The following is a 23,166-nucleotide window of genomic DNA, read 5'->3' on the forward strand; positions in this document are numbered from 1 at the left end:
TCCTGTTACATCATCATATTAGGATTGACATCGACCGCGATGCTTAATCCTTCCGAGGCAATCTGGTGCTGGAAATGTTCCAGCAAAACAGATAATGTTTCATTGAGCCGCGGTTCCCGTTTGTATTTTATCAGACATTGGTAACGATATCTATTTTTCACACGGGGCACCGGGCATGCCGAAGGGCCTAAAATCACACTTCCGCCCGACACCCGGTTTCGCATAAAGCCTGCGATTTTTTCGGCCGCGGACATGGCTTTCATCACATTTTCATGGCTGACCGTAATCAGGGTGAGATAGTAAAAAGGAGGATAGGCGCCCACTTTCCGCATTCTCATTTCCTGGCGGTAAAAGCGTTCATAGTCCTGTTCCCCTGCAAATTGGATGCTGTAATGTTCGGGGGTATAGGTTTGGACCACAACCTCGCCTTCCAGCTGGTGCCGCCCCGCGCGCCCGCTTACTTGTGTTAAAAGCTGAAACGTTTTTTCAGACGCCCTGAAATCGGGTAAATGGAGCATCGTGTCCGCATTCAGTACGCCGACAAGCGTAATATTTGGGAAATCGAGCCCTTTTGCAATCATCTGCGTCCCGAGCAAAATATCGGCTTCCCCGTTTGCAAAGCTTTGAAGCATCCGTTCATGTGCCCCTTTGCGGCCGGTTGTATCGACATCCATCCGAATCACGCGCGCTTCGGGCAACAGCCGCCCCAGTTCCTCTTCCACTTTCTGCGTCCCTGTCCCGAAATAACGAATATGGGAACTCCCGCATTCCGGGCATGTTGCGGGCACAAACGTCTCGTAACCGCAGTAATGGCATTTCATTTCGTTTGTAGAGCGGTGATAGGTAAGCGAGATATCACAGTTCGGACATTGCTGCACATACCCGCAGTCCCGGCACATGACAAAGGAGGAGTATCCCCTTTTATTCAGCAGCAGCACGGTTTGCTGTTTTTTCTCCAGACGGTCTTTCAATTTTTCAAAAAGCTCTCTTGAGAACATGGAACGGTTGCCTGCGCGCAATTCTTCGCGCATATCGACAATCGAAACCTCGGGAAGCGGGTGGTTGTTCATCCGTTTTCCCATTTTCAGCAAAGTATAGACCCCTTTTTGCGCGCGGGCAAATGATTCAAGCGACGGGGTGGCGCTGCCGAGTATGACCGGGCAATGGTGGTTTTTGCTCCGGAAAAGGGCGACGTCCCTCGCATGGTAGCGCGGGTTGTCCTCCTGTTTGTAGCTGTTTTCATGTTCTTCATCAATAATAATGATGCCAAGATTTTCAAGCGGGGCAAAAATCGCCGACCGCGCCCCGACGACCACTTTCGCTTCTTTGCGGGTAATTTTCCGCCATTCATCGTATTTTTCGCCGACCGATAAGCCGCTGTGCAAAACCGCCACGTCTTTGCCGAAACGGCTTTTAAAACGGTTCACCATTTGCGGCGTAAGAGAAATTTCCGGCACAAGGACAATCGCCTCTTTTCCCTGGTTCAGCACTTCCTGTATCGACTGGAGATAAATTTCCGTTTTTCCGCTGCCCGTTACGCCAAAAAGCAAAAACGTTTCATTTCTGTTTTCGCGGACAGCGGAAAGGACCGGGCCGATTGCCTGCTTCTGCTCCGCAGTCAAAGCATGTGGCACGCTCTTTTGAAATTGGCGGCCGGCATACGGGTCGCGGTACGATTCTTCCTGTTTTTCTTCCAACCATCCTTTTTCAAGCAATGTTTTGATAACCGCCCGCGATACGCCAGCTGTTTCCGCCAGTTCGGGAGAAGCCATCTTAGCATCCGGATTTTCCAGGAAAAATTGCAGCACCTGCTTTTGCTTCGGTGCATTTTTCGGCACTTCTTCCATCCGTTTTTCAAGCTCGTCTTTGGACAGCGGGCAGAAAATAAGCCGGACCGTTTTCTTATTGGCTTTGCTTTTGACTTCATACACGACTTCCACCGATCCGTTTTTCGCTTCTTTTTGCAGAAACGGCAGAAAGCCCTTTTGCTGTGCTTCTTTCCAGCTGATTTCGTCATGACCCTTAAACACTTCGTCAAGAAAAGGGTTGGCGCCCCCGTCCTGCCTTTTGATGCGTTTTTCGTATTTTGCCTTCATCGCAGCCGGCAGCATCGCCTGGTAAGCGGAGATTTTCAGGCAAAGCGTTTCCTTCGCAAGCCAGTCCCCGAGCGCAAGCAGCTCCGCATTCAAAACCGGGGCCAAATCCTGCGGCGCAATGATTTCACGCAAGTTCTTCACTTCTGAACGGTCTTTTATACCCGCAACAAATCCCTGGATCGTGCGCGGACCAAACGGGACAATGACGCGCATTCCCGGCTGGATGGCCGTTTCCCATTTTTCCGGGATCCGGTAATCAAAATATTTATCTGTCTGCATTGCCGGTATATCGACAATCACATTTGCAATCTTCATTTCTTTTCGCCCTTTTCGATCTCGCGGCAGATTTCGCGCAAAATTTCCCTTGCCGCCTCATGCTTGGAAAGCAGCGGGAGTTCCCGTTTCGAGCCGTCGCGTTTAAAAATGGTCACGATATTGGTATCACCAGCAAATCCAGCGCCTTCCCGGCTCACATCATTGGCGACAATTATATCCGCACGCTTCCGTTCCATTTTGTCGCGCGCATAGTTTTCGAGATTATCGGTTTCCGCGGCAAAGCCGACGAGAAAAGGCTTGTCCGGCCTTTCGCCGAGTTCTTTTAAAATATCTTTTGTCCGTTTCAGTTCCAGCGTCAGGTTGCCCGGCTGTTTTTTCATTTTTTTATCAAAGACACGGACCGGCGTGTAGTCTGCCACGGCCGCGCTTTTAATGATGATATCCGCCTCTTTGTAGCGGCCCATGACCGCATGATACATCTCCTCTGCGCTCTCCGCTTTGATGATTTCCGTTTCGGCGGGCGGTGTCAGATTGTCCACACTTGTGACAAGCAAAACGTTTGCCCCCATATTGGCCGCTTCTTCGGCAAGCGCAAATCCCATTTTTCCGGACGAACGGTTTGAAAGAAAACGAACAGGATCAATTTTTTCAATCGTCGGGCCGGCTGTCACTAAAACCGTTTTCCCGGACAACGGTTTTGGTCCGCCACCGCTGAAAAAATCTTTCAAAAGCGCCACGATGTTCTCTGGTTCTTCCAATCTTCCTTTTCCGGTATAGCCGCATGCGAGATGCCCATCCGCAGGCTCGATCAGCCGGTAGCCGAAGCTTTCAAGCGTTTCCAGGTTCCGGCGAACAGCCGGGTGGCCATACATATGGACATTCATCGCCGGCGCCACCCATACCGGCGCGGTCGTGGCGAGAATCGTGGTCGAGACCATATCATCCGCTATTCCGTTCGCCAATTTTCCAATAATATTAGCAGTGGCCGGCGCAACGAGGACAAGATCCGCCCAGTCTGCAAGATCAATATGGGCGATTTTTTCCGGGTGTTTCTCATCAAATGTATCGGTGTACACTTCATTCCGGGAAAGCGCCTGAAACGTTAACGGCGCCACAAACTTGCAGGCGGATTCCGTCATGATGACTTTCACATGTGCGCCGGACTGCGCCAGCTTGCTTGTGAGCGCAGCCGCTTTAAAGACGGCAATCCCGCCGGTTACGCACAATAGTATATTTTTTCCAAGCATCCATATGCCCCCTGTAAAATCTCAGTCAAACTCCTTACGACCATTCTAACAAAAAAGCAAATATAAGAAAAAGGGCTGACGCCATATCCGCCAGTCCCTGCTCTGTGATTTTCCGTATGATCGCGCCAGGATGCCTTAAGAAGCTGTTCCATCGTGTTTGATCCGGAGGACGCCGACATAAATTTCTTCAAGCGCCTTGCCGACATTTTTATCGGAAACATATTTTTCAAGTACTTCGTTATGCTCGTCCTGCAGCTGGCGGGCGCGTTTTGCCGCGATCGTGACAAGGGAATATTTTGAATCGATAATTTTCAATAGTTCATCAATGGAAGGATAAAGCATCTTATTCAACCTCCAGAATTTTTTTATACAGCTTCGCAACGCGTGTCGTCCGGCAATGTTCCGCGACGACAATGGCTTTGATTTTTTCGCAGGCGTTTTCTATTGTATCATTTTCCACGACGTAATCATATAAATTCATCATTTCGATTTCTTTGCGGGCTTTTTCCATCCGGTCGCGAATCCTTTCGGCTGTTTCCGTCCCGCGCTGCGTAATCCTCAATTCCAGTTCGGACAAACTTGGCGGCGCAAGAAAAATGAATAAGCCGTCCGGAAATTTTTCGCGGACCTGCCGTGCGCCCTGCACTTCAATTTCGAGAAACACATCTTTTCCCGCTTCCAATGTTTCCTTCACATAATCGACAGGTGTCCCGTAATAATTGCCGACATATTCCGCGTACTCCAGCAGTTTTCCCTGCCTGATCAGTTCTTCAAATTCTTCGCGTTCTTTGAAAAAATAATCCACCCCGTCGATTTCACCTTCCCGCGGTTTTCTCGTCGTCATTGAGATGGAATATTCAAATTTCGTATCCGGCTGCGAAAAAATGGCTTTCCGTACGGTCCCTTTCCCGACACCGGACGGACCGGATAACACAATGAGCAATCCTTTTTTCTTCAACGCTATACCTCCTCGCCATCTGTTTCCCCGTCCGTAACACGGTGCGCCACTGTTTCCGGCTGAACTGCGGAGAGAATCACATGGCCGCTGTCCATCGTTACCACTGCCCGGGTTTTTCTGCCGTATGTCGCATCGATTAAAGTGCCACGCTCGCGTGCATCCTGAATGAGCCGCTTAATCGGCGCTGATTCCGGGCTTACAATGGAAATGATGCGGTTTGCCGAAATGATATTGCCAAAGCCGATATTAATGAGTTTTACCACCTGCATCCTCTCCCGCTCGTATACAATTGACTTCGCGCGAATCATTCTATATTCTGCACTTGCTCGCGCATCTTCTCAAGGACCGTTTTGAGCTCAACAACGGCTGTTGAAATACCGGAAGCATTTGCTTTTGATCCGATCGTGTTCACTTCCCTGTTCATCTCCTGGATCATGAAATCCAGTTTTCTGCCAATTGGCTCATCAAGCGCCAACGTTTCGCCAAATTGAATCAAGTGGCTCTCAAGCCTTGTTACTTCTTCATGGATATCGGATTTGTCGGCAAACAGCGCCGCTTCCTGGACGAGCCTCGCTTCATCCAGCCGGCCGCCTGATAGCTCCTGCATCCGCTTTTCAAGTTTGAATCGGTATGTAGAAACGAGCGACTGCGCCTCTGTTTTGATATCGTCCACCTGCTTTGAAATCGTTTGGAGATGTTTTTCCAAATCGGCTTTGAGCAGGGAACCTTCTTTTTCGCGCATAAGCCGCAACTGCCCGGCCGCCTCTTTGCAGGCTTCCAAGACAAGGGTGAGGATTTCTTCATTATCTTCCTCTATTTCTTCTATTGTAACTAAATCTTCGCGGTTTAATAACTCGCGAATGCCAAAACCTGATTCAATTCCGTATTGCTCACGGATCCGGCTTAAAAACCGGTGGTATTCGTCCAGCAAATCCCAGTCGACCCGCAGCCTGCGTTTGACAAGCCCTTCACCGGCAATGGTGACAAACACGTCAATACGACCCCGCTGCACATAGTTCCCGATGATTTTTTTCAACTCTTCTTCCACTTTGACAAGCTGCTTCGGCATCCTGATCTGATATTCGCAAAAGCGATGGTTGACAGACTTGATCTCAACTGTCACACTGAACTGCTGCGTCTTTCGGCGGCCTCTGCCATAGCCCGTCATGCTTAAGACCATCTTCTCACGCCCAATCTCTTCTTACATCTACCATCACGCCGGTTTTAACCTTCACGACTTTCATCGCGCCTGTCCCCGGCCCGGTGATAATAGCTTTTACGGAGATTATACCGCGCCCCGCCCATTTAGGAAAGGAAATCTTAACCGGAGCACCTGGGGAAATTTCGCCAAAAGAAAAAGTAATAGAGGATCCCCTATTACTTTTAAGATTATAGCATAATTCAAGGTTTTTTTCTTAAATAATATGTCCCCGCAAGCAAAAATGTCGGAATTGCACTCATGCAGAGGACGAGCAGCCAGTCTTTCGGCAATATCGGTAGCGTATGGAAAACCGGCTGGAGGGCCGGAACATAAATCACGGCAAGCATAAGCAAAACCGATGACAAAACAGCAAGCACAAGATAGACATTTCCAAACGGGTTGCGCGCGAGCACCGAGCGTTCGCTGCGGCAGTCAAACACATGGATCAGCTGGGCAAGGACAAGTGTTGCAAATGCAATCGTTTGTGCATAAGCAAGCCGGTCGGGGTGCTGGTAATATACGGTTACAAAAGCGGCAAGTGTCGCGGACCCGATCAGAAAACCGCGCGAAATCACTTTCCAGCCGAGCCCGCGCGCAAACACCCCTTCACGCGGATGGCGCGGATTCCGCTTCATCACATCTTCTTCCGGCTGGTCGAGGCCGAGCGCCATCGCCGGCAGCCCATCCGTCACGAGATTGACCCAAAGAATTTGGATGGGAACGACCGGAAGCGGCAGGGACAAAAGCATTGCAAACAGCATCACAAGGATTTCACCGACATTGGAAGCGAGCAGGTAACGGATGAATTTCCGGATATTTTCATAAATATTGCGGCCTTCCTGGATCGCCGCTTTAATCGTCGCGAAATTATCATCGAGCAAAATGAGCGAGGAGGCTTCTTTTGCGACATCGGTTCCGGTAATGCCCATCGAGATGCCGATATCGGCTGTTTTAATGGCCGGTGCGTCATTGATGCCGTCCCCTGTCATGGCAACGACTGCCCCGCGGTTTTGGAAAGCTTTAACGATTTTCAGTTTATGGTCCGGCGATACGCGCGCAAACACGGAAACTTCGTCAATCACGTCTTCCAGCTCATCCACCGTCAGTTCGTTCAGCATCGCGCCGTCCACCACTTTTTCACGGCTTGTGCGCAAAATCCCGAGCTGCCTCGCAATTGCTTTTGCGGTCACAGCATGGTCGCCTGTAATCATCACCGTCCGGATGCCCGCTTCCTTACATTCTTTAATGGCTTGTCTGACTTCTGGCCGCGGCGGATCGATCATCCCCTGGACGCCGATAAAAATCAAATTTGTCTCCGCCTCTTGTTCACTTTTTGCCGTTTCTCCTGCTGCAAGCGGCTTGAACGCGATGGCGATCGTCCGGAGTGCCTGGGCAGCCAAAGATTCGACCGCTTTCTCTACTTTCCTCCGTGTTTCCAGATCAAACGATTGTTCCCTTCCGTTCCAGAGCACCGACCGGCTTACCCCGAGTAGCACATCCGGCGCGCCTTTTGTGATCACAAACCGTTTGCCGTGTTTGTCACGGATTACCATGCTCATCATTTTCCGCGTTGAATCAAACGGAAATTCCTGTTCAATTGTAAAATCTTTCAGCAGTAATTTCCTCGTTAAACCGGCCTTCAGGGCGGAAACGAGGAGCGCGCCTTCCGTCGGGTCGCCGTCTATCACATATTCTTTGTTTTTCACTTTCAATTCGGCATGGTTGCATAATAGCCCGAACGTCAAAAGCTGGTAGACGCTTTTTTCCTTTAAAGGGTGGATTTCCGTTCCATTGTCCGTAAAAATCCCTTTCGGCTCATAGCCCGTCCCGGACACTTTCCACGTCTTTCCGCCGCTCCATAAATGGGTGACTGTCATTTTGTTTTGCGTCATGGTGCCGGTTTTATCCGAGCAGATGACTGACGCACAGCCGAGCGTTTCCACCGCCGGCAGTTTCCGGACGATCGCGTTTTTCCGGATCATGCGCTGGACGCCGAGCGATAACGCAATTGTCACAATCGCCGGCAGGCCTTCCGGAATCGCCGCAACCGCGAGCGAAACTCCCGCCAGAAACATGGAATACAAGTCATGCCCGTGCCAGACGCCGACAAGGACGACAAGGAGGGTTAAAAGCAGCGCCACCACGATTAAAATTTTTCCCAGCTGCTCGAGCCTTCTTTGCAAAGGGGTCGCCATCGATTCGGCGTTTTGAATCATATCGGCAATTTCCCCCATTGCCGTCTGCATCCCGATCGCGGTGACGATGCCGATGCCGTTGCCGCGCGTTACCATCGTCCCCATAAACGCCATATTATGCAAATCGCCGAGGCCCGCATTTTCCACAGGAATCGGTTCCGTTGATTTCAGGGAAGGGATGGATTCTCCCGTCAGCGCCGACTCTTCAATTTCAAGATTATTAGCCTTTACAATCCGGACATCGGCGCCAACCCGGTCCCCGCTTTCAAATTTTAAAATATCGCCAAGCGCCACTTCTTTCGAAGGGATTTTTACCCATCGCCCGTTTCTTCGCACATTGACTTGCGGTGCGGAAAGTTCTTTTAATGCTTCAAGCGATTTCTCGGCCCGCCGCTCCTGAAAAAAGCCGAGAAACCCGTTAATCAATACAATGGCGATGATCGCGACCGCGTCGACATATTCGCCTAAAAATCCGGAAATCACGGTTGCGGCAAGCAGGACGAGCGTCATAAAATCTTTAAACTGGCTGAGAAAGAGCATAAGGGCAGATTCTTTTTCCGCCTCTTCCAGTTCATTAAAGCCGTACTGCCTGACTCTTTTTTCCGCTTCTTTTTCGGTGAGCCCTTTTTCCAGATCAGTTCCGAATTCCTGTTCTACTTCTTTTTCACTCATTTCGTGAAACATCATGAAAATACACTCTCCCCTGCTTCTGCCCATTATTGTCTTAATAGCAACATATTCAGCCCTGTCCAAAAAAATGATATAATTTAACATGCCAACGACTGACGCAATGCTTTATGCATGCGCGAAAGAATTGAGGAATGCGATATGTCATTTGACGGATTATTTACAAGAGCGATGGTAAAAGAACTTGTTGATACGATAAAGGGTGGGCGGATGAACAGAATCCACCAGCCGTACCAGAATGAACTGGTCCTGATCGTGCGTGCAAACGGGAAAAACCGGCGGCTGCTTTTGTCGGCACACCCGGCCTATGCGCGCATTCAGCTGACGGATGAACCGTTTGACAACCCGCAGGACCCGCCGATGTTTTGCATGCTTTTAAGGAAACATCTGGAAGGCTCCGTGATCGAGGATATCCGCCAGGCCGGCCTTGACCGCGTTGTTGTCTTTGACATCAAAAACCGAAACGAAATCGGGGATATTTCCTTTAAACAGCTGTACGTGGAAATCATGGGCCGCCACAGCAATATCATCTTGGTCGACAAAGAGCGGAACCTGATCATGGACAGCATCAAACATGTCCCACCGGCTGTGAATACGTACCGGACGATTCTCCCCGGGCATGAATATGTCATGCCCCCTGAACAACACAAACGGAACCCGCTTGAGGCGGCAAAAGAGGATGTCATAGCAGCGCTTGACTGGAACAGCGGGAAAATGGACAAGCAAATTGTCGCGCAATTTGCCGGCGTCTCCCCTCTTTTGGCGAAAGAAATCATGCACCGGGCGAAGTTTTCGAATCCAGATGCGGTCACGGACGCGTTTTTGTCCGTTATGGAGCCGATTAAAAAGTTTGACCTCCAGCCAGTGATGATCATTGGCACGCAAAAAGAATCGTTCTACATGATCCCGCTTACGTCTCTTGAAGGCGAAGTCAAAACGTTTCCGACTTTAAGCGCGCTGCTTGACCGTTTTTATGCCGGTAAAGCCGAACGTGACCGCGTCAAGCAAAAAGGCCACGATCTTGAGCGGTTTGTGAAAAATGAACTAGAGAAAAACGAAAGCAAAATTAAAAAGCTGGAAGTCACGCTTGCGGAAGCGCAAAATGCCGAACAGTTCCAGCTGTACGGCGAACTTTTGACAGCAAATTTGTATGCTGTAAAAAAAGGCATGGACAAAGTGAAAGTGCAAAACTATTACGATGAGGACGGGGCAATGGTTGAAATTCCGCTTGATCCGCTAAAAACCCCTGCCGAAAATGCGCAAAGCTATTTTTCCCGCTACCAGAAAGCGAAGCATGCGCAAGTCGCCGTGCGTGAACAGATCAAAAAAGCCCGGGATGAAGTGCTGTATTTTGAAAACCTCCTCCAGCAGCTTGAAACAGCCTCGCCGAAAGATATCGGGGAAATCCGCGAAGAGCTGGAAGAAGAAGGCTATTTGAAAAAACGGCACAGCCGCGCCCGGCGGAAAAATGCAAACAAAATCGCCCTCGAAAAATACGAGGCTTCGGACGGCACGGAAATTCTTGTCGGAAAGAACAACAAGCAAAACGATTATTTGACAAACCGGGTCGCCGCCCGCGATGAAATCTGGCTGCACACAAAAGACATTCCCGGGTCGCATGTTGTCATCCGCAGCAAAAACCCGGCGCCGGAAACGATTTTGGAAGCCGCATCACTCGCCGCCTATTTTAGCAAAGCGCGCCAGTCCGCTTCCGTCCCGGTCGATTATACGAAAGTGCGCTACGTGAAAAAACCGAACGGCGCAAAACCCGGATTTGTCATTTACGAGAACCAACAAACCGTTTATGTCACACCGGATACCGACAAAGTGCTGGCCATGAAAAAAACGAAGGATGCATGAAAAACACGGAATATGTTGTAAACAGCGCAGGCCCAGGCATTGCGCTGTTTTTTTTGGTGAAAAAAATGTTTTCGGAAACGAATGATCTAAATAAATCCCAAAATATTGAAATGGCTGCCTTGATTTATTTTGTCAGATATTCTATCATTTTAGAAAACAATTTATATTTGGAGGTCTTCACATGGCAACTTTAGAAAAAATCAGCGCGTTTGCAGGGAAAACGTTCACCGTATGGGTGCTGATTTTTGCAGTCATCGCTTATTTTTTACCGCAGCATTTTGCGTGGATCGGGAATTATATCGTACCTTTATTGGGAATTGTCATGTTTGGCATGGGGTTGACGCTTGAATTATCAGATTTTAAAGAAGTTTTCAAAAAGCCGCTTGAGGTGGCGCTCGGCGTGGTCGGCCATTTTGTCATCATGCCGCTTATCGCTTTTCTGCTTGCAGTCGGGCTCAACTTACCGAAAGATATTGCAATCGGCGTCATCCTTGTCGGCTGCTGCCCGAGCGGCACGGCTTCGAACGTAATGGTGTTTCTTGCACGCGGCAATGTGGCGCTTGCTGTTGCGATCGCTTCCGTGTCCACGATTCTTGCGCCGATTGTCACACCGCTTTTAATCCTGCTGTTTGCTAGCAAATGGGTGCATGTCAGTGTATTGTCTTTATTCCTTTCGGTTGTGCAAGTGATCATTGTGCCGCTTTTGCTCGGGTTTATCGTGAAAAAGTTTTTCGGCAAACAGGCGCGCGCCGGTGCAAAAGCGATGCCGCTTGTCTCGGTTGTGGCGATCGTGCTGATTGTAGCAGGAGTGGTCGCCGGAAGCGCCGAAAAAATCGCACAAACGGCTTTACTCGTTTTTGCCGTCGTCATTTTGCATAACTTGCTTGGCTTTATCATCGGCTTTTTCTTCGCCCGTTTGTGCGGGATGGACCTTGCCAAGCAAAAAGCGGTTTCGATGGAAGTCGGCATGCAAAATTCCGGGCTCGGCGTTGCGCTGGCCACCGCGCATTTTTCCCCGCTTGCCGCCGTCCCGAGCGCGATTTTCAGCGTCTGGCACAATTTGTCCGGTTCGTTGCTCGCAAACATCTACAGCCGAATGAAAGATAAAAAGGCAGTCAATCCCGACACAAAACCGGCCGCAAGCCAGCATATGTGAGAAAAAGAGGGAACGGCCAGCGAACAGGTAAAGTGGTACCGATGACAAGGACACATGATGAAAAGCGAAAGCAACAAGAAGAGGATGACGCATTCTATGTTAAGAAGGGACTTTGTTTTTCTGCGGTTTCTTAACATAGGCGGGGGCTATGTAAAGGAAGGACTTCGTTTTTGCTTGCTTCCTTAACGTAGACAGGCTCTAGGTGAAGGAAGGACTTTGTTTTTTCACGCTTCCTTAACGTAGACGGGCTCTAGGTGAAGGAAGGACTTTGTTTTTGCTTGCTTCCTTAACGTAGACGCCCTCTAGGTGAAAAAAGGCCGTCTTTTTTCCGCACTTCCTTAACGTAGACGTCCTCTATGTGAAGAAAGGACTTCGTTTTTTCACGCTTACTTAATATAGATGCATTCTATGTTAAGGAAGGCCTTCGTTTTTGCTTGCTTTCTTAACGTAGACAGGCTCTAGGTTAAGGAAGGACTTTCTTTTTCCGCGACTCCTTAACATTTGAATGAAGCCGCTGACAAAAAAACGGCGAGACACCGCCATTAATCGTGTCTCACCGTTTTTTTGCATCCTATAATAAAAATAACATCTTTTTTATACGCCCCGCTTGTTCCCCCACACCAATGCATGCAGCTGCGGAAGGACATAAGCATCATTCATTTCTTCTGCCTGCAAGGTTAGATTCACCAGCCATTCGTATCTTCCGATCAGCATTTTCGCTAACGCATCCCGGTCGGGCAAAGCAATATCCGGATTGCCGACTTGTAAATAGAAGGGGACAACAGGATAGCGTTTATGGATCTTTTTGGCATAATCAAAATCCTTATCATCGAAAACGACAACTTTTAAGCAAAAATGGCTTCCCGCTAGTGTTAGCTGTTCAATCATCCTATCCAAAGTCTCAAAATCTGTGTGCATGCCGGAACTCGGCGGCTTTGGCGAAATGGTTACATCATCAACGTCCGGAAGCCAATTTTGCCAGCGCGATCCCTGTGTCTCAACTGCTGTACGGATTTGATGGGTTTTAAGCAAATCAACCAGTTCGCCAAGGCCTTTCAACAAAAGTGGATTGCCTCCCGAAATCGTGACATGGCTAAAGTTTTCTCCTCCTGTTTCTTTCAGCTTCTGGAAGATCTCCTCCGCCGTCATCAGCGCAATCCGGCCTTTTTCCTCCCCGTTCCAGGTAAAAGCAGAATCGCACCAGCTACAGGCATAGTCACACCCGGCCGTGCGGACAAACATGGTTTTCTTTCCGATGACCATTCCTTCCCCTTGTATCGTTGGACCAAATATTTCGATCACCGGAATTTTACTTGCCATCTGTTTCTTCCTCCATCCATTCCCGTTTCATCGTTGCATAACTTTTTGGTGTTTCATAGAGTACCAGTTCTTCCAATCTCGCTCCCCGGTCTTTGTAATCTTTTTGCCGGTTAAGCCGGTTTTCAATCTCTTCCCACATCCAGACCACCATATTTTCCACAGTGGTGTTCATTGGCGGAAGAACGTTGTTTAAATATTGGTGATCCAGTTTTTCCTCAACCGCTTCCTGAAATATCTTTTTCAGATCGCCAAAGTCTATGCTGATGCCAATTTCATTTAAGTACGCACTGCATGTTATTTTTACTTTGTATGTATGGCCGTGCAAGCTTTTGCATTTTCCTTCATACAAATGCAAATGATGGGCAGCATCGAAAGTAAATGCCTTTGTCACAGCTGTTCTCTTATGATGATACTTCAATTGCTCTTTCCGAATATCTTTTCCAAATATCTGGACCTTCTCCGGAATGTGATATTCACTCAACGTTAACATCCTCTCCTGATCATTGCTTATTTCTCTATTATAATGGTATTCTGGAAAACCAGAAAGATTTTGGAATTCACCTTCTTCTTTTTCTAAACTCGGAAACCGTAGACTAGTCTATATCCATTAAAATGAAAAAATGCCCGGCATTCGCATATCCCATTGTTCCTCGGAAATGCTTTTAACATATAGGCCAAATGCTGCGCCTTTTAAAACTCCGGTTGAAATTTCCACAGCGAGTTCTCTTTGAACCGTCCATTGATAAAACTTAAGTTATATAAGATGAACTAATCATCTTTGCTCAATTTTTTGGTCCTTTTTCGGGTATAAAGTCTGTAATGATACCAAAAAGGATGGAGAAAAAATGGTAAAACAAGAAATTGAATCCTTACGAAATGCAATGAAAAATACAAAAGATAAACGTCTTTATGAGCGTTACCTTTCTGTGCTATTACACCTAGAAGGCCATACTTAGGGCTTGCTGAATAAGCGAAATTCCTAGATTTGGCAAGGATGCTGACAGCTTTGGCAACCATTTAAATGCAAAGGTTTTACAACAAATCCAGGGAAATGCCTGCACGCGAAAGCCGATTCAACGTCCGGAGAAGACAAACTCACGCATTTTCGCATATATTTTGCGATGGAGTTTGCAGACAAATTGGGTACAAATTCAGAACCGGATTCGTTCAGCAAGCCCTACTTATATGGATATCGCTAAGATTATAGGACGTAATCGGCAGACGGTTATGGCATACTTTCATTCTTATGAAGAAGGTGGAATTTCCGGGCTACAAATGAAAAAAACAACAGGTAAACCCGAAAAGTTAAGTAAAGAACAACAGAAACAGTTGGCCGATACCATCGTGAATAAAACACCTGCAGAAGTCGGTTTCGAAGCAAAATACACTTGGACGCTCCAATTAATTGCCGACTGGATTCAACAAGAGTTTCAGCAGTCTTTTACTCCCAAGGGTGTTTCTAAGATGTTACACAGGCTTGGATTCAGCTACACTAAGGCAACGTATACTTTGGCAAAAGCTGATCCGGACGAACAAGGAGTTCAAAGAAGTCACTTTTCCAGCGTTGAAAAAGGAACTGGAGAACGGTCTCATTGACGACAGTTTTATGTGATTTTTATCCAATATACAACGCAGACTTTGCAGATGAAAAGTTTGCGTTGTATATTGGAAAGAGGCGGCTTTTCACTCCAAATTCGGGAGGGTGCCTGTTACCTCCCGAACAATTCATTTAAACTTGAAATCTTGCTTTCCGGACTTTCCTTTTTGTTCCAAAATCTGTATTTTTCTTTCCAAATCAGCATTTTTTCTTTCCAATTCCCTGTTTGTTCATTCCAAAATTGGACGTTTGCTTGTTGAAACTGCTCCCTTGACCTGCATTACCTGCTATTCATCTCCGCCACGATTTCTTTATATTTCTTTTCCGTCAAGCGGTAGAAAAAGCCGAAGACAACAATCGTTAAAATGGACAGTGCTGCCGGATAGATAAACATAAGCGCTTTGATACCAAAAATGGCACTTGCGGACTGGACGGCATTCGGTACATATCCGGAAATGCTCAGCACAAACCCGGGAATAAACCCGGCGACAGCCTGTGACAATTTGCGAAAGAATGTAAAAAAGGAGTAGACAATACCTTCCGTCCGCTTTCCGGTTTTCCATTCCCCGTATTCCACGCAGTCGGAAATCAATGCCCAGTTCAGGCTGTTGACAAAAGCGTTTCCGAAAAAGGCGAGGCAGGCAAATACAATAAACAGAACGGCATTATGGGCAAAAAACAAAGCAAGCAGATCGGCAACCGCCCAAATGGCACAACCGATCATATACGTGTACTTTTTCCCGATTTTTCGTTGAACAAAAGGAGCGAGGGCAATCCCGAAAAATGCGCAACCCATACTAAAAAATCCCATATAAGAAACGATGGTGACATTGTGCAATACATACTGGCAGTAATACACCTGAACAGCCAGTTTCACATTGTAAGCTGAAATGGTAAATAAATTGACCAGGCTGACAATGAAAAGGGGCCCGTTTTTAACAAGCGCCTTGTAGCTGTCTTTTATCGTGTGGCTTGTTTTTTTCGGTTCCAGTTCGACATGGCGCTCTTTTATATGCTTATAAGAATAGATTTGCAGCAATATGCCGGCCGTTGCAAAAATCGCAGCCGCTGCCGGATATCCGATTTTCGGATTATCAAACAGGAGGACAACCGGCATAAAACCGACTGTCGTAATGAGCAATCCAAGATTAGCGCCGGCCTGCCTAAAGGCGGACAATTCAGCCCGTTCGTTAGGATTTTTCGTCATTGCCGGAGCCATTGAACCGTATGGTATGCTGGAAATGCTGTAGATGGTGCCGAAAGCCATGTATGTAGCAAAGGCCCAAATCACTTTTCCATTTAATGAAAAATCCGGAGAAAGAAAATTCGTAATCGTCATCAGCGCCAGCGGAACTGCGGTATACAGAATGAAGGGACGGAACTTCCCTTTTGGCCCAATTTTTTTCCGGTGGTCTACAACCGTGCCAATGGTAAAATCCGAAAAAGCGTCCCAAATTTTTGTCACTAAAAATACCATTCCTGCAATGGAAGCCGGAAGCCCGAGCGTATCCGTGTAAAACTTGAGCAAATAGATTTGCCCGAGGTCAAACAGAAAATTATACCCGATGTCCCCTGCACCGTATGCGATTTTTTCCTTTCGGTGCAATTCTCCCGTTTGCGTGACCGGGTTTTGAATACCGGCGTGATCCTCCTCCAACCGGCTGGCATAATGGTCCATGTAAAAACCTCCTTTTTCATGATCTTAAGTAAAAACATATATACCCTGTTTATAGTTTTTTATCTCCATTTTTAAAATTATTTTTTTGACGAGATCATGAAAGCGGCCGTCCTATCATTTTTGAAAAGAAACTGACTTGTTGGCGTACATTTCCGGCCAAAAACGGCTCATTTTTAAAGCAAGCGCAAAACAATCAAAATAAGCGCATTATGCAAATGCGCTTTCTCATAACCTTCATTTCTCCATCTTGTCGAAATATCGTTGGCCCTTGCCCTCGTTTTCGCCGCTTGGCTGGCCATAATGTGAGTTAGAAGCACCTATAAGAGGTTATTTTTTAAATTCCAGAGGAGAAAAAGGACGAACTTTTCCAAAAGAAAAATCATGATTTTTTTGTCGGCTGCTTTGGTTCTCATTTCGCAGGCTGGATTTATGTTGGCGTTTACAAATCATAGTGATATTAAAATGCAAATATCCCCCTCCCTGATCAATGACAAAACTAGAAAGGATTACCGGCGATAAACAACTTACAGCTTTATTAAGAATCATCCTAAGAGCGCAAAACTATAAAATTTGTCTGATATGCAAGGAATCAGACCTCACCGAGCGGAATATTACGCGGGAGAAATAGATCACAAAAATGTTGACCTCTGTTGCATATGACATTTAGAATCCGGCTTTCAAGCCTATAAACGCCCGGAACTCTGCCCGACCCGCCATTTTCACATGAAAACCCGGTAAAAAATCACTGGGTCCGTTATGCAATTAACTTAGTTCAGCCGCAATCGCCCGGCCGGCTGTTCTTCCTGTAAAAAGGCAGCCGCCCAGAAAGGTTCCTTCAAGAGCCCTGTAGCCATGGACGCCTCCACCGCCAAACCCGGAAACCTCCCCCGCTGCATATAAACCGGGTATGGCATCGCCTGCGGAATCTAAAACGTTTCCAGATAAATCGGTTTGCAGGCCGCCTAATGTTTTTCTGCTTAGAAGATGAAGGCGCACGGCAATGAGCGGACCATTTTTAGGGTCGAGTATTTTATGCGGCGGGGCAACGCGAATCCATTTATCCCCCAAATAATTTCGATGGCCCCGGATTGCCGTCACCTGCAGATCTTTTGTAAATTTATGATCCAGTTCCCGATCCCGCGCCTTTATTTGGTCTTCAATTTCTTTAAAGTTTAATCGATTTTCACCAGTCAATCGGTTCATTCTGTCTACCAGGTCTTCCAGATTATGGGCAATGATAAAATCTTCTCCTTTATCCATGAAGGCCTGGACGGGTTCAGGCGCGCCAGGCAAAGCTCTGCCCAGCACTTTCCGGATACTTTTGCCGGTAAGATCCGGATTTTGCTCCGATCCTGACAGGGCAAACTCTTTTTCTATGATTTTTTGCGTTAAAATAAACCACGAATAGTCATAACCGGTTTTTTGAATGGCTTCCAGTGTGCTGAGCGTATCAAATCCCGGCAAATTAGGGACAGGAAAGCGTTTACCTTCCGCATCAAGCCAAATGGAGGATGGCCCGGGTAAAATACGGATGCCATGGTTGGACCAAATCGGGTTCCAATTTTTTATGCCTTCCGTATAGTGCCACATCCGATCCCGATTCACAATCCGCCCGCCCGCTTCTTCCGTAATACCAAGCATTCTGCCGTCCACATGCGCAGGAACGCCCGATAACATATGAGCAGGCGGCGTTCCGAGCCGCTTCGGCCAATTTTTGCGAACGAAATCAAGGTTCCCGCCAATGCCACCGCTCGCCACTAATACAGCTTCGGCCTGGTATTCGAAATCGCCAATAACCTCTCTTTCCGTATCCTCTCCCCGCTCCTTTGTGCTGGGAATCAAAACAGAACCGGCTACCCCTCTAACAGTGCCATTTTCTTTTAAAAGGTGATCGACCCGATGGCGGGGCAAATATTGAACCAAACCGGCTTTCATATATTCCCGGACTTTTTTCTCAAAAGGTGCCACCAGTGCCGGTCCGGTTCCCCACACAATGTGAAAGCGGGGAACAGAATTGCCGTGTCCAGTGGCTAAATGTCCGCCCCGTTCAGCCCAACCGACAACCGGGAAAAATCGCACGCCCATTTTGTGCAGCCACGATCTTTTTTCGCCGGCTGCAAAATCGATGTAAGCTTCGGCCCATTTTTTTCCCCAATAATCTTCATCGTCCTCCCGGTCAAATCCGGCAGTGCCAATCCAGTCTTGCCACGCCAGTTCCCTGGAATCTTTTATCCCAAGCCGCCTTTGCTCCGGAGAATTTACTAAAAATAACCCGCCAAACGACCACCACGCTTGGCCGCCGATACTGGTTTCCGGCTCTTGGTCTAAAAGCAGCACTTTTTTCCCACCCTCTGCCATCTCTGCGGTTGCAACCAAGCCGGCCAGCCCCGCTCCGACGACAATGACATCGAAATTCATAATAGAGACCTCCCGTTTTCACAAAGCATGGTGATGTCTATGATTGAAAATATCCTATGCGATGATTTCATCGATGCGATTTTCCTCTACAGCCGGCTTCTCCCGGACAGCATAGCATTGTAAACGATATAAAATGAACGAATGAGCAGCTCTGTTGCCTGCTGTAAAAAATCATCGTGCAAATGGGTGGTGCCCGGGCTCGATGTAAAAACTAAAATTCAACTTATAACATTCGACACGAAACTATAATTTCCTTTTTATAAAGATAGAAAAAACAGGCGATCAGAAAAACGCTCGATGAGGAATAAAAGGGGACTTGAGCTGTGAACCTTCATTTTTTTCGGATGAATCCGTAACTTGCCCAAAAAACTTGCCGCAAAATGCGGAGATCGGCAGCAAACAGCCACCGCTTTTTTGGTTTTATTCCCCATCATTTTCCCAATATGTATGTCCGCAGAGCATGGGCAACGCCGTTTTTGTTATGGGTCTTTGTGACATAGGTGCTCCGCGCTTTCACTTGTTCTTCAGCGTTTCCCATCGCAATACTTATACCGGCTACTTCAAACATGGACAGATCGTTAAAATTGTCACCAATTGCGACCGTATTTTCCAACGGGATGTTCAAATGGCGGGCCATAAACTGAAGGGCATGGCCTTTGCTAACTTCTGCATGGGCAATTTCCAACTTCGTGCGCCCCGATGTGGTCATGGAAAGATCTTGTCTTCCGCTTAGCCAGCTGCGGAGTTGCTTTAACCGTTCAGGATGAAAGGACAGTACAAAAATTTTGTAAACCTCCAAATGCGGCAAATCCAACTCAGCATAATGGTGGAAATAATGAATCCCGTACTGCCGCATCTGGAGCTCAATTTGGCCGGCAGCCCACTCCAAAGAAAAGGTTTCATCTTTTTCGTGCAAGGAATGCATTTCCGATTCAAGGCGCTTTCTCCCTTTTTCCAGCAAATACACGCCCTGGTTAGTATATAACTCGTAATAGTATCCTTGCGCTTCCAGTTCCGGAAGCAAGTCGTCCAGTACTTTATCCGGCATCACAAGCTTTAAAATGCATTGATCCGAATCGTAAATGACGGCACCATTTCCCGTTATCACCGGGCAATCAAGGCCTGCTTTTTTCAGAATATGCCGCGTATCATGAAGCGAACGCCCTGAACAGGCGACAACGATATTCCCCTGCTCTTGTACTTCCCGAATCGCTCCGGCATTTTCTTCGCTAATTGTTCCGTCATCAGATAATAATGTCCCGTCAAAATCAATCGCGATCAATTTCATTTTGCGCTCTCCTTCCTGTTGTTCCCGGATGTTCTTTTTCGAGAGGCAATATTATTCGCCTCTATATATCCCCGCCCCTGTTTGTTTCCTCTATTCCCGATGGTGTCTGTAGCCGTTTCTGCACTTGGTCGCTCAGCAGCTTATACAATGTCGCGGCAACCGGCACACCGAAAAGCATACCAACAACGCCGCCAAGGCCGCCCCCGATGATGACCGCCGCCAAGACCCATAAACCCGGCAACCCGATCGACGAACCGACTACCCGCGGATAGATGATGTTGCCTTCCACTTGCTGCAGCACAACAATGAAAATCAAAAAGAATACTGCCTGCATCGGATCTACTGTTAAAATCATAAAGGCACCGAAAGCCGCACCCAAATAGGCACCGACCACCGGGATCAGAGCCGTTGCACTAATGAAAGCACCGACCATTGCAGCGTACGGAAACTGGAAAAGAAACATGCCAAGCGTACATAGACTTCCTAAAATGACCGCCTCCACACATTGCCCGACAATAAAGCTCGAAAAAGTCCGGTTTGCCACTCCGAGCACGTAGTACAATCTGTCCGCCGTCTGCTTTTTCAAAAAAGCACGAACCACTTTATCCGCCTGAACGGCCAGCTTCTCTTTTGCCGCTAAAATATAGATGGCAAAAATAATGGCAATGATCAAGTTCATTACACCGCTTGTTAAGGCGCCGGCGATGGAAAACGTCGAATTTAAAATACCGGTCACCACTTTGGAAAGGGATGCGGTCAACTTTTTTGTGACTGCATCCAGATCGACCTGGAGGCTTGCAATGAATTTTCCGAGACTGGAGTACTTGCCGCTGTTTGACTGGAAATAGTCCAGGCTTCTTGCGTAAACGCGCGGAATGGCATCAATCAATACCGTAAAAGCCTGGATCAATTGTGGCACAATGATCAACACCAGAATGGAAACAATGCCAAAAATGACCACAAACGAAAAAAGAATGCTGACGCCCCTCCGCGTTGCGCGGATAAATTTGTTTTGCGCGTTCGGAAAATAAACGCGTTCCACTTTTTTCATTAAAATATTGAGCACATAGGCAATCGCAGCTCCGAGCAAAAGCGGAAAGGCAACATGCCAAATCGCCCCGAGTGCACCCAGAATCGTGCTGAAATATTTCACAAAAAGTACGGCCACAACCGCTAGCAGTATGTATTTAGCCCATAAACTGAGTTTCATTTCTTTCATCCAATCACTCCGTCGTTTTTTTGTTCATTTTCTTATCTTGATTATACTTGAAAAGGAAGTTTTTTTCCGGTTTATTTTAAAAGCTATGTTAAATAATATTGTGGATAAATGATCGTAAAACAAGGACCCGATGTGGGATCCCTGTTTTAGATTCATATTGAAGATTAGCACCCGTTATTTGAATAGCTTATACCAATACAAAGTGGTCTCTATATTTGGATTATATGACTGTTTCAATGTGTCAACTCCACCTAGTATGAATCCTTGTTTCACATAAAACCTGCACGCTCCAAGATTATCATCTTGCGTTTCTAAAGACATTCCGATAAGTTTTCTTTTTTTTGCCCATTCTTCCGCTTTAGTTAAAAGCAACTTCCCGATTCCATATCCTCTAAATTCTTTTTTTGTAGCGATATTTTCAATATAACAGAAGCGATTCCAATCCTTAATTATTCTAATTTGCCCAATGCAATTATGATTCTTATAAGCTAAAAATAGAGCTTTATCTTCACGGTTTATATAACGGCTCCAATCCAGTTTATCATCTGGGAAACGAATTTCTTTAGTTTCATCAAATAGAATCTCTTCAAAAGACCATTTTCCTGATTGAAGACTGGGTACAACCTTACCAAACACGTTGAAATAATCATTTGTTTTATTGATGTCCTCAATTAATTCATCCTTTAATGGAGAAATTACGATTTCTTCTGCAATATTCATTTTGGCACCTTCCCATTCTGAAAAAGAATTTTTCTAGCACAAGCCTAAATACCTACCCTCTTTAACATGACTGCCCCAAAAGTTGAATAATGCTTATGAAGCACTGAATATAGATAACCTCAATTTATCATAAGTCGCCATTGTCCGAAATAAGCAGCTGTCGACAATCTGCCTACATACAGTTGTATAATCGTTCGGGGGCGGATCGTATTCAAATACAAAAACAGCTCAAATAATGGTCGCGGTACTTGGTTACCACGCCATTGAATCGGTTCATCCAACCCTTTAAGCGGCTGTAATAGTTATTAACATTTTGAATATGGTAAAACCCTTTTACCCGTTCCTTTCCACAGGATTTGAACGGGTAATGTTCGATTCCTTTTTCTTTTGCATAGGCTTTGAAAGCTCTCCAGGCGTCTGTAAAAAGGGGATTCGTAACGGAGACCTTGGAACCAATTGCTTGGTTAAAATACGACCCTCATCACGTTAAAGAAGGTTTGTTTTGACGATCCCTCGCAACCAAAACGCTGACCTGTTCCTTACTGTTATTATAGGAAGAATGTTTGATTTTAGTAAATATCAACATAAATGTTTAACAGAGCTATTTTAAAAAAACGGCTGTTTGACAATAAAGTCAATCAATGATATATTTTTCGTTAGACCGTTCTGTACAAAAAAGGAGAGAAAAGATGGCAAAGAGTAAAAGAGAAGCAATTATCCAGGCGGCAAAAAAACTTTTCCAGGTGCAGGGCTACCATGCGACCGGCATCAATCAAATCATTGAGGAAAGCGGCGCACCGAAAGGCTCTTTATATTACCATTTTCCAAACGGGAAAGAAGAAATTGCAATTGCCGCAATTGACAGCGTCAAGGTTGAAGTAAGGCAGGAACTGGAGCAGTTGCTTGCCGGTTGCGACGATCCGATTGAAGCCATGCAGGCGCAACTTTTACATGTCGCTGAAAAAGTATTTGGCGATCAACCGGACTTCCGGATCGGCCTGCTCGCTTCGGAAAGTGCGAACCTTAACGAAAATATCAGGGAAGCGTGCAAAAATGCGTATGAGGAATGGATCGCAACCGATACCGATTATCTGATGAAAAAAGGCTACACAAAGGAAAGCGCAAGGCAAACCGCTGTTTTGTTTCATATCTTAATCGAAGGCGCGATGACGATGTCGATCACATACAAGGACGCTTCCTATTTTCAATTAGTTGCAGAACAAATCCCAAAAATAATAAAGAACATTTGA

At 46.7% G+C, this 23,166-nt stretch carries 19 protein-coding genes and 1 pseudogene; 4 read left to right on the top strand and 16 right to left on the bottom strand.

Features of this window, described 5'->3' with window-relative positions; genetic code table 11:
- Positions 1 to 5 precede the first annotated feature (5 nt).
- The 7 genes from priA to BCOA_RS17755 all read right to left on the bottom strand — a co-directional run bounded on the left by priA (position 6) and on the right by BCOA_RS17755 (position 8,660).
- Positions 6 to 2,411 (bottom strand): primosomal protein N', encoded by a 2,406-nt coding sequence (priA, locus tag BCOA_RS17725; RefSeq protein ID WP_014095502.1) that lies wholly within the window; start codon positions 2,409 to 2,411, stop codon positions 6 to 8.
- Entirely contained in the window at positions 2,408 to 3,619 is a 1,212-nt protein-coding gene (gene coaBC, locus BCOA_RS17730) for a bifunctional phosphopantothenoylcysteine decarboxylase/phosphopantothenate--cysteine ligase CoaBC (RefSeq protein ID WP_014095503.1), read from the bottom strand. Before coaBC ends, priA begins: the two co-directional genes overlap by 4 nt.
- Positions 3,620 to 3,754: 135 nt before the next feature.
- Positions 3,755 to 3,961, bottom strand: coding sequence for a DNA-directed RNA polymerase subunit omega (gene rpoZ, locus BCOA_RS17735; RefSeq protein ID WP_014095504.1), 207 nt, complete (start codon positions 3,959 to 3,961; stop codon positions 3,755 to 3,757).
- Between the two features lies 1 nt (position 3,962).
- The gene (gene gmk / locus BCOA_RS17740) at positions 3,963 to 4,577 is read right to left on the bottom strand and encodes a guanylate kinase (protein WP_014095505.1); all 615 of its coding nucleotides are present in this window, start codon (positions 4,575 to 4,577) and stop codon (positions 3,963 to 3,965) included.
- Positions 4,578 to 4,579: 2 nt separating this feature from the next.
- Positions 4,580 to 4,885 carry an extracellular matrix/biofilm regulator RemA gene (gene remA, locus BCOA_RS17745; RefSeq protein ID WP_014095506.1) on the bottom strand — a complete coding sequence of 102 codons (306 nt, stop codon included), beginning with the start codon at positions 4,883 to 4,885 and terminating at the stop codon, positions 4,580 to 4,582.
- Entirely contained in the window at positions 4,882 to 5,757 is an 876-nt protein-coding gene (locus tag BCOA_RS17750; protein WP_014095507.1) for a YicC/YloC family endoribonuclease, read from the bottom strand. The genes remA and BCOA_RS17750 overlap by 4 nt, the downstream gene beginning before the upstream one ends.
- Before the next feature lie 221 nt (positions 5,758 to 5,978).
- Positions 5,979 to 8,660, bottom strand: coding sequence for a cation-translocating P-type ATPase (locus BCOA_RS17755; protein ID WP_014095508.1), 2,682 nt, complete (start codon positions 8,658 to 8,660; stop codon positions 5,979 to 5,981).
- 141 nt (positions 8,661 to 8,801) lie between these two features.
- Between BCOA_RS17755 and BCOA_RS17760 the strand changes: the two genes are divergently transcribed.
- Positions 8,802 to 10,520, top strand: coding sequence for an Rqc2 family fibronectin-binding protein (locus BCOA_RS17760; protein ID WP_014095509.1), 1,719 nt, complete (start codon positions 8,802 to 8,804; stop codon positions 10,518 to 10,520).
- Between the two features lie 181 nt (positions 10,521 to 10,701).
- On the top strand, positions 10,702 to 11,676 hold the full coding sequence (locus tag BCOA_RS17770; protein ID WP_014095511.1) for a bile acid:sodium symporter family protein: 975 nt from the start codon (positions 10,702 to 10,704) through the stop codon (positions 11,674 to 11,676).
- Positions 11,677 to 12,270: 594 nt separating this feature from the next.
- Here BCOA_RS17770 and queE read toward each other — a convergent pair.
- Together queE and queD are read right to left on the bottom strand one after the other, a co-directional pair.
- On the bottom strand, positions 12,271 to 12,996 hold the full coding sequence (gene queE / locus BCOA_RS17775) for a 7-carboxy-7-deazaguanine synthase QueE (RefSeq protein ID WP_014095512.1): 726 nt from the start codon (positions 12,994 to 12,996) through the stop codon (positions 12,271 to 12,273).
- Positions 12,986 to 13,477, bottom strand: coding sequence for a 6-carboxytetrahydropterin synthase QueD (queD, locus tag BCOA_RS17780; RefSeq protein ID WP_014095513.1), 492 nt, complete (start codon positions 13,475 to 13,477; stop codon positions 12,986 to 12,988). The genes queE and queD overlap by 11 nt, the downstream gene beginning before the upstream one ends.
- A gap of 746 nt (positions 13,478 to 14,223) precedes the next feature.
- Here queD and BCOA_RS17785 point away from each other — a divergent pair.
- Positions 14,224 to 14,592 (top strand): helix-turn-helix domain-containing protein, encoded by a 369-nt coding sequence (locus BCOA_RS17785; protein ID WP_231111526.1) that lies wholly within the window; start codon positions 14,224 to 14,226, stop codon positions 14,590 to 14,592.
- Between the two features lie 281 nt (positions 14,593 to 14,873).
- On the opposite strand, the gene BCOA_RS17790 is transcribed toward BCOA_RS17785, so the two are convergent.
- The 7 genes and pseudogenes from BCOA_RS17790 to BCOA_RS35490 form a co-directional block, all read right to left on the bottom strand.
- On the bottom strand, positions 14,874 to 16,271 hold the full coding sequence (locus BCOA_RS17790; RefSeq protein ID WP_014095516.1) for an MFS transporter: 1,398 nt from the start codon (positions 16,269 to 16,271) through the stop codon (positions 14,874 to 14,876).
- Between the two features lie 327 nt (positions 16,272 to 16,598).
- Complete coding sequence (locus BCOA_RS35190) at positions 16,599 to 16,739, bottom strand: hypothetical protein (protein WP_155245505.1); 141 nt, start codon at positions 16,737 to 16,739, stop codon at positions 16,599 to 16,601.
- Between the two features lie 294 nt (positions 16,740 to 17,033).
- Positions 17,034 to 18,689 carry an FAD-binding dehydrogenase gene (locus BCOA_RS17795; RefSeq protein ID WP_014095517.1) on the bottom strand — a complete coding sequence of 552 codons (1,656 nt, stop codon included), beginning with the start codon at positions 18,687 to 18,689 and terminating at the stop codon, positions 17,034 to 17,036.
- 430 nt (positions 18,690 to 19,119) lie between these two features.
- Positions 19,120 to 19,977, bottom strand: a complete 858-nt coding sequence (locus BCOA_RS17800) for a Cof-type HAD-IIB family hydrolase (RefSeq protein ID WP_014095518.1) — start codon at positions 19,975 to 19,977, stop codon at positions 19,120 to 19,122.
- A gap of 61 nt (positions 19,978 to 20,038) precedes the next feature.
- Positions 20,039 to 21,196, bottom strand: coding sequence for an AI-2E family transporter (locus tag BCOA_RS17805; RefSeq protein WP_014095519.1), 1,158 nt, complete (start codon positions 21,194 to 21,196; stop codon positions 20,039 to 20,041).
- 174 nt (positions 21,197 to 21,370) lie between these two features.
- A complete protein-coding gene (locus tag BCOA_RS17810; protein ID WP_014095520.1) occupies positions 21,371 to 21,916 on the bottom strand; it encodes a GNAT family N-acetyltransferase in 546 nt (181 codons plus the stop codon).
- 93 nt (positions 21,917 to 22,009) lie between these two features.
- A pseudogene (locus BCOA_RS35490) lies at positions 22,010 to 22,373 on the bottom strand (IS1595 family transposase); the annotation flags it as partial.
- A 232-nt stretch (positions 22,374 to 22,605) separates the two neighbouring features.
- Between BCOA_RS35490 and BCOA_RS17815 the strand changes: the two are divergent.
- Positions 22,606 to 23,166, top strand: a complete 561-nt coding sequence (locus tag BCOA_RS17815) for a TetR/AcrR family transcriptional regulator (protein ID WP_014095521.1) — start codon at positions 22,606 to 22,608, stop codon at positions 23,164 to 23,166.

The organism is Heyndrickxia coagulans 36D1, assembly GCF_000169195.2.
Lineage (GTDB): Bacteria > Bacillota > Bacilli > Bacillales > Bacillaceae_C > Weizmannia > Weizmannia faecalis.

Coding starts and splice junctions, on each gene's coding strand:
- BCOA_RS17795 (WP_014095517.1), bottom strand. CDS start 18,689: ATGAATTTCGATGTCATTGTCGTCGGAGCGGGGCTGGCCGGCTTGGTT.
- coaBC (WP_014095503.1), bottom strand. CDS start 3,619: ATGCTTGGAAAAAATATACTATTGTGCGTAACCGGCGGGATTGCCGTC.
- priA (WP_014095502.1), bottom strand. CDS start 2,411: ATGAAGATTGCAAATGTGATTGTCGATATACCGGCAATGCAGACAGAT.
- BCOA_RS17810 (WP_014095520.1), bottom strand. CDS start 21,916: ATGAATATTGCAGAAGAAATCGTAATTTCTCCATTAAAGGATGAATTA.
- rpoZ (WP_014095504.1), bottom strand. CDS start 3,961: ATGCTTTATCCTTCCATTGATGAACTATTGAAAATTATCGATTCAAAA.
- BCOA_RS17800 (WP_014095518.1), bottom strand. CDS start 19,977: ATGAAATTGATCGCGATTGATTTTGACGGGACATTATTATCTGATGAC.
- BCOA_RS17815 (WP_014095521.1), top strand. CDS start 22,606: ATGGCAAAGAGTAAAAGAGAAGCAATTATCCAGGCGGCAAAAAAACTT.
- BCOA_RS17750 (WP_014095507.1), bottom strand. CDS start 5,757: ATGGTCTTAAGCATGACGGGCTATGGCAGAGGCCGCCGAAAGACGCAG.
- BCOA_RS17790 (WP_014095516.1), bottom strand. CDS start 16,271: ATGGACCATTATGCCAGCCGGTTGGAGGAGGATCACGCCGGTATTCAA.
- BCOA_RS17755 (WP_014095508.1), bottom strand. CDS start 8,660: ATGATGTTTCACGAAATGAGTGAAAAAGAAGTAGAACAGGAATTCGGA.
- queE (WP_014095512.1), bottom strand. CDS start 12,996: ATGGCAAGTAAAATTCCGGTGATCGAAATATTTGGTCCAACGATACAA.
- BCOA_RS17760 (WP_014095509.1), top strand. CDS start 8,802: ATGTCATTTGACGGATTATTTACAAGAGCGATGGTAAAAGAACTTGTT.
- BCOA_RS17770 (WP_014095511.1), top strand. CDS start 10,702: ATGGCAACTTTAGAAAAAATCAGCGCGTTTGCAGGGAAAACGTTCACC.
- BCOA_RS17805 (WP_014095519.1), bottom strand. CDS start 21,196: ATGAAAGAAATGAAACTCAGTTTATGGGCTAAATACATACTGCTAGCG.
- BCOA_RS17785 (WP_231111526.1), top strand. CDS start 14,224: ATGGCATACTTTCATTCTTATGAAGAAGGTGGAATTTCCGGGCTACAA.
- remA (WP_014095506.1), bottom strand. CDS start 4,885: ATGATTCGCGCGAAGTCAATTGTATACGAGCGGGAGAGGATGCAGGTG.